This is a genomic window from Nitrososphaerota archaeon, from assembly GCA_011605775.1.
Classification (GTDB): Archaea; Thermoproteota; Nitrososphaeria; order Nitrososphaerales; family JAAOZN01; genus JAAOZN01.
The window spans coordinates 1-4,376 of sequence record JAAOZN010000025.1 but is presented as its reverse complement, the minus strand read 5'-3'; the positions used below and the strand labels follow the sequence as shown (position 1 = coordinate 4,376).

Annotated in this window: 5 protein-coding genes; 1 reads left to right on the top strand and 4 read right to left on the bottom strand. The window is 46.7% G+C overall.

Features of this window, described 5'->3' with window-relative positions; translation table 11 throughout:
* The first annotated feature begins 118 nt into the window (after positions 1 to 118).
* Positions 119 to 1,450: an NADP-dependent malic enzyme gene (locus HA494_02080; GenBank protein ID NHV96565.1), complete on the top strand. Its 1,332-nt coding sequence runs from the start codon at positions 119 to 121 to the stop codon at positions 1,448 to 1,450.
* 31 nt (positions 1,451 to 1,481) lie between these two features.
* Here HA494_02080 and HA494_02075 read toward each other — a convergent pair whose 3' ends face one another.
* The 4 genes from HA494_02075 to HA494_02060 form a co-directional block, all read right to left on the bottom strand.
* A complete protein-coding gene (locus HA494_02075; protein ID NHV96564.1) occupies positions 1,482 to 1,937 on the bottom strand; it encodes a hypothetical protein in 456 nt (151 codons plus the stop codon).
* 6 nt (positions 1,938 to 1,943) lie between these two features.
* Positions 1,944 to 2,771 (bottom strand): hypothetical protein, encoded by an 828-nt coding sequence (locus tag HA494_02070; GenBank protein ID NHV96563.1) that lies wholly within the window; start codon positions 2,769 to 2,771, stop codon positions 1,944 to 1,946.
* Positions 2,772 to 2,796: 25 nt separating this feature from the next.
* On the bottom strand, positions 2,797 to 3,126 hold the full coding sequence (locus tag HA494_02065; protein NHV96562.1) for a hypothetical protein: 330 nt from the start codon (positions 3,124 to 3,126) through the stop codon (positions 2,797 to 2,799).
* Between the two features lie 170 nt (positions 3,127 to 3,296).
* Positions 3,297 to 4,259 carry an aminopeptidase gene (locus tag HA494_02060; GenBank protein NHV96561.1) on the bottom strand — a complete coding sequence of 321 codons (963 nt, stop codon included), beginning with the start codon at positions 4,257 to 4,259 and terminating at the stop codon, positions 3,297 to 3,299.
* Positions 4,260 to 4,376 lie beyond the last annotated feature (117 nt).

Genomic DNA, 4,376 nt, shown 5'->3' with positions numbered 1-4,376 from the left:
GTTTATGATAGATCTGTCCAAAATGCTACTTCCTTGACGCCTGTTAGGATCTCAATGAACCCAACAGGCGTAGTTAACCTTATTAGGCACGTTATACACTCACTCGTTGAGTTTGCCTATGTCCCAAGTAAAGAAGGACTGGTTTGCCATTTCTGAAAAGCTCCATAGATTTTATGGTGGAAAAGTGGAGATCGTTCCCAAATGCCCCGTCACAAATATCGACTACTTTGCAATCTGGTATACGCCAGGTGTAGCTGAACCCTGCCGTAAAATCCAAAGCGGTGGGGAGGATCTCACATACGATTACACTTGGCGGTGGAACGCAGCGGCGGTGATTAGCGACGGGACAAGAGTTCTAGGCTTAGGTAATATAGGAGCAGCAGCAAGTCTGCCTGTTATGGAGGGCAAGGCATTATTATTCAAATACCTCGGCGGCGTGGACGCATTCCCCCTGGTTATTAAAGAGAGAGACCCGGATAAGTTCATGTATATCGTCAAGGCGCTTGAAGCCAGTTGTGGAGCTGTTAATCTAGAGGATATCGAATCCCCGAAATGCTTCTATATTCTTGAGAAGCTTCAGCAGATCTTAGATATACCTGTTTGGCACGACGACCAGCAAGGAACCGCTTTAGTCATAATAGCCGCTCTAATAAATGCTCTAAAAATTGTTGGCAAGAAGATAGATCAGGTGAAAATATCTCTTATCGGCTCCGGCGCAGCTAATATAGCCACCTACAGATACCTTAAAGTCGCTGGCGCAAACCCCAAGAACATCGTTGCCGTAGATTCCAAAGGCATAATTTATCGCGAAAGAGATGATACAGAGTCTCTACGGAAAGAGAATCCTTGGAAATACCAAATAGCTTTAGAGTCAAATGCAGAAGGTGTAAAAGGCGATATTCCAGAGAGTTTAAGGGGCGCAGATGTGGTCATAGCCGCTTCAAGACCAGGACCAGGGGTTATCAAAAAAGAGTGGCTTAAGGAGATGAATAAAGATGCCATAGTATTTGCAGCGGCGAATCCTGTCCCAGAGATCTGGCCTTGGGAAGCTAAAGAAGGTGGTGCGAGGATAGTCGCCACAGGCAGAAGCGACTTCCCAAATCAAATAAATAATAGTATAGGCTTCCCTGCTGTGTTCAGAGGCGTTCTAACCGTTAGAGCTAGGAAGATGACGGATGAAATGTTTGTGGCGGCTGCACACGCGATAGCAAAATATAGTGAGGAGACAGGCGTCCACGAGGAGAGAATAATAGGGAGCATGACAGAGACAGAGCTCTATGTAAAGGAAGCTATGGCAGTTGCGGAAAAGGCTATGGAACTCGGGTATGCGAGGAGAAAGATGTCCAGAGATGAACTTGAGCGTGAAGTTAGAGCGCTTATAGAAAGACCGAGCAAATACATGGATGTGGCGTTGAAGGCGGGTCTTATCGTCATGCATCCTCCTATCTGAATGTCGTGTTCTTAGCGCGGCTACGATCACATTATCCTTCTACTTCCACCATCCCCACAGGCTGAGCAGCAGATCTACCTACGTAATCGATGATCTGCTTCACCGTATTTACTAGTGGTATAGCCATCATGAGATAGAGGAGTGGCTTAAACTCCAAGGTTAGTGCGAAGCCGCCATATGAGATCGTTAGCACGCCGCCATCGGTTATCACATAGATGTAAATCGATTCAACTATTCCTAAGCCTACAGAGGACGCTAACCCTATGATATGATCTTTAAGGAGTAGATGGAGAACAGTCAAGGATGCTATTATCAGAAAGTAGCTTGAAATCGCAGCTTCGATCTCGGCCGTCAGAAGACCGGTGCTTGAGAAGAATAGGCTCGGCGCGATGAAGAAGATTACATAGTTGATAGCCACAAATATGGCTGCTTGAAAAGCTCGCCCAGCAAACACCAGCGCCCTATTCTGCTTCTTAGGAACCTCCAACCCCGACTACACCCTAAACGTTGACCTCCATTCATACGCGTAGCCAAGAGTTTCAAATCTTAGCTCAAGCGCATACCAAGCTCCGCTCTTCAGCTCCTCTTTAGGTAGTGTGAAAGTAAGCTGACCTATGTAGTGTTGGGAGGGTTGGGCTAAAATGTCAATTGGTGCTGCGACATACCGCAGATTTCTTTGCCTTGCCGAGGGTAGCGAAGCATGCAGTAAACCGTTGACCGCTAGAGGTGATCTGTTAGTAAACTCCATCTCCACATCAGCCTTAACGTGTGTTTCGTTTAGCGGCTCTACACTTCGTAGCCTAAAAGTTAAACTGTCTAGCGCTGCACCTACCCTACTGTTAAAGCCACCCTCAAACGAAGCAGCTACAAAAGGTTGAAGCCCAAATTCTACATTCATCTTAAACGTAGCAACCGACTCGTTGAATAAGATCATCTTTAAGAGAGTGGAGTTGGTGTAGACTCTTGTCAAATTTATGGGCAGAGTTAGGTCTATCTGCTTCTGCATCTTCGGGGGGATGATTATTTCGCCTGTGCTCGCTGAGCCGAGGTCCACGTTTCCAAGCATCACCTCGCCTCTTAACGCTATGCTCAAAGGGTATATGCCTCGGTTGGCGAGTTTGAGGTTCGAGATTGTTAGGTGTGTGCCGTTTACGCTAAGCTGTGGCATACCTTCACCTACTGCGAAACCCTCGAACACATATGCTAGGTCTTCGTATGCTGAGTAGGCTATAGTTATGAGTGTTAGGAGTAGTGTGATGCTCAACCCTATGTTTAGAAGCCTAAATCCCTTAGACGCAAATGGCGGCTCCACTTCAGCCACACCCGGGTAACCTTAGTGCGAAGATTTATTCGCTCTTCTTCTCTTGCTGCTCCATCGTCGCTATTCCTACGCCCTTCTCAACCTTGAAAGTTACTACGCCAACCCCTCGATCTACCTTTAGGAAGTCAACCCCTCTGAGTAGTAGGATAGAGCCGACCCAAGCCATTACTGCTAAGAACATCGCTCGTATCGCCGCTACTAAGATTTCGTTTACCGAAGCTAGGAAGTCTGAAGGCAAGGTGAGTCTTTGATATTCGGAGAATATTAGGTAGGCGTTATAGAATGTAAAGAGAAGCAGCGCAACACCGACAGCCGTTACAGCTAGGCCGATAGCACCACTCTTACTAATACGCATATACCTACTCTGTATGCACCATTTTAAAAAAGATTTCTAGTCCCCTCTATAAGTGAAAGAGAAAGTGAGAGAGGTTCTCTTCGATCATAAAGTCTAGCTTTCTACGTCTACGTATAGTGTTTCCAAGCCTTGTTACCGTCTGATAGGGTGTGAATGAGGCTAGCCGAATGTTAAATCTGCCACTTTCCGTCTATAACTACCGCTTTGCCGTCGACCCTTAAGGTTGGCTTGGTTAATACACAGTCTAGGTGTATGCCAGCTATAGTTTTACCACCAATGGTGCTGTTATCGCCCAGTGCTATGTGGATCGTCCCGTAAACCTTCTCGTCTTCTAGAACATTCCCAACGATTTTGGCTCCGTAATTGCAGCCTACTCCAAACTCAGCGATATTGTAAGCTTCCTTCTTGTATTGCGGTGGGGCTGATTCTAGAGCTCTTTTGAGCTGCTCGGCTTCAGCCTCCCCTAATATGTTGGTAGCGTAGCCTTCTTTAACTTCGATCTTCACTGGGTTTTTTAAGACCCCGACACCCGCTATAGAGCCGTCGCAGACTATTACACCCTCAGCTGTACCCTCAACTGGCGCTACGAAGACCTCGCCGGCTGGTAGATTTCCAAAAGCACCCCTGTCGTGGAGAATCCCATTATCTACTAGAATCTTCCTACCTTGGATAGAGAGAGTAAGTTTAGTACCAATAGGTGAAGTAACTTCTACCGCTTTTGCGCCCTCAAGAGCCTTCCTCATTTTTTCGCAGTTTTCCTTAACCAATGTATAATCTATTCCCATGGTTTCCGTGAAGATCTCTGAAGTTATCCCAGGCATAGTAGCGCCTCTTGCACCCTTCGCCGTTGCATTCTTCCTAGCTTGGGTATGAGTTAAACTAAACTTCGTCGGAGCCACAAAAACATCGGCTTGGAGCCACATATCAGCAATCGCTTTGGGAGGCTCTTCGCCGTGCCTACTCCTAGGCTTCATCACAACAAGAAGAGCTTCGCAGCCTCTCCTTAAGCCAGCGTTAAAGAGAGCTCTACCGATCTCCTCTTTTTCAGTATCCGTGATTACAAGGAAGGTTTCTTGAGGGTTGATATTAAGGCAGCTCTCTACAACGGTTTTTGCTGCTCTTTCCAAGCTCAAAAGGGCTACTTCACCAGTTCCTCTACACGCCTATAGCTTCCTGTGTAACCCATTTTCTCTAAGATAGGTTTCCAGACCTCGAAGGCTTTAGGATGCTTCCTCCATCTTTCGGAGGCT